This is a genomic window from Faecalicatena contorta (genome assembly GCF_021531995.1).
GTDB classification, from domain to species: Bacteria; Bacillota; Clostridia; order Lachnospirales; family Lachnospiraceae; genus Dorea_A; species Dorea_A contorta_A.
In genome coordinates, this window is record NZ_JAFBIZ010000213.1 from 1 (window position 1) to 2132 (window position 2132).

Genomic DNA, 2132 nt, shown 5'->3' on the forward strand with positions numbered 1-2132 from the left:
ATTTTAAGTAGTGCTAAATTTGAAGAATCATTAAAAAGGTCAGACTGTTTTGTTCATCCTCTTTATATGATGGCATATAAGAGCAAATCTTATTTATTGGTTCAACTGATTGACTTGTTAGTAAAAATGAAAGGAAGATGATAATGAGTAGTGGAGTTGTTTTGTGCTATCATGGAGGCAGCGCGAATCATGGCTGTGAGGCAATTATCCGTTCTTCTGCAAAAATGTTTGGAGAGAATGTTACTACATATTCTATGTATCCAGAAACAGATATAAGATATGCGTTGGATCAAGTAGTGGATTTGCAGTATGATCGTGAAAGCAAAATTAAGAAGCCATCATTTAAATATTATATGTCTGCAATTGAAATGAAATTGTGCAATAGCACGGTTCTAAATACATATTTTCGCTGGAAAGTTTTTTTTGATAATGTAAAACCCGGCAATGTGTATCTGTCAACTGGTGGAGATAATTATTGTTATACAGAAGTTGATAAGCTGTCTGACTACAATCGCATTATTAAGTATAAAAGAGGTAAAACTGTTTTGTGGGGATGTTCTGTTGAGCCAGAGGTAGTTGCACAACCGAAAATTGCAAAAGATTTAGCTAGATATGATTTGATTACTGCTAGGGAAACCATTTCTTATGAGGCGCTTCGGAAAGTCAATTCGAATACTATTTTGGTTGCTGATCCAGCATTTGTTTTGGATCGTGTTGATTTGCCTTTGCCAGAAGGCTGGCAAGAAAACAATATGATTGGTATCAATGCAAGTCCGCTTATATTGCAAAGTGCATCAGATGGGAAAATAGCTTTTGAAGCATATTGTAAATTGATTGAACATATTTTGGATAATACGGACTGCGGAATTGCACTTATTCCTCATGTGGTAGGAAAAATGAATGATGACAGAATTCCGTTGAAGAAGTTGGCTGAAAAGTATCAGGATTCAAAGCGAATAGTATTAATTGATGACTGTAATTGTATGGAAATTAAAGGGTATATTTCGCGTTGCAGAATGTTTGTTGGTGCGAGAACTCACGCAACGATTGCAGCATATTCCACTTGTGTTCCGACACTTGTTTTGGGTTATTCTGTGAAATCACGAGGAATTGCTAAAGATTTATTTGGACGGTCTGAAAATTATGTTTTGCCAGTACAGGGACTGAAATCCGCTACGGAACTGCGAGATGCATTTTGTTGGTTGATGAAAAATGAAGATGGAATAAGAAAGCACTTATATTCTATTATTCCAGAATATACTAGGAGTGTATATTTAGCGCGAGATGCAGTTTATAAACTTATGAAAAAATGATGGCGTTAATTATATGATAGGTGATAGGAATGGAAAATGGGATATTAGTTAGTATAATTATTTCGGTGTATAATGTTGAAGAGTTTATAGAAGAATGTATAAAAAGCGTGATTCGTCAGTCTTATGAAACTTTGCAGATCATTTTGGTTGATGATGGCTCAACCGATCGAAGTGCTGAGTTGTGTAAAAAATATCAGAGGTGTGATCCGCGAATTGAGTTTTATCAAATCCAAAACAGTGGTGTTTCAACGGCACGGAATATAGGTATTAGTCATGCTCGTGGGAAATATTTATTTTTTGTTGACTCAGATGATATGATTCTGGATAATTATATCCAGAACTTTATGGAGTGTGGAGATGCGCCATTTATCGGCGCTGGTTATCGAGAAAATTCTGTGGATGGAACTCGATTTGAGTATCAAGATTGTTTGCGGCTTGCAGCTGAATACAAAAAAAATAGTGAATTGTTTTGGGAAGAAGTTCCTTGTGTTCATGTTACGGGAAACCGTTATTCCCGGGATATTATAGTTGAAAACAATATTTGCTTTGAAAAAGAATGCACATTAGGAGAAGATTCCAGATTCAATATGGCATATCTTAGCTGTGTTGACTCTGTTCGTGTGATCTCTCAAAGCGGATATATTTATAGGTTGCATGAAGGTTCGCTGATTCATCGTTTTTGGCCGGATCGGTTGGAAATTGAGAAACAGGAATGTATTAAGCGAGAGGCCTTTTTTGAGGGAGCAATGTCATTTGGGTTTATGAAGTATATACATTGGAATAATGCATTAGAGCATTTATATTTTTATTCTACTGTAT

General features: G+C 35.7%; 2 protein-coding genes. Both read left to right on the top strand.

Going from position 1 to position 2132, the window contains the following annotated elements; translation table 11 throughout:
* Positions 1–143: 143 nt before the first annotated feature.
* Entirely contained in the window at positions 144–1313 is a 1170-nt protein-coding gene (locus tag JQM82_RS15315; protein ID WP_235251275.1) for a polysaccharide pyruvyl transferase family protein, read from the top strand.
* A 29-nt stretch (positions 1314–1342) separates the two neighbouring features.
* The coding region (locus JQM82_RS15320; RefSeq protein WP_235251276.1) for a glycosyltransferase at positions 1343–2132 on the top strand (790 nt) is incomplete at its 3' end.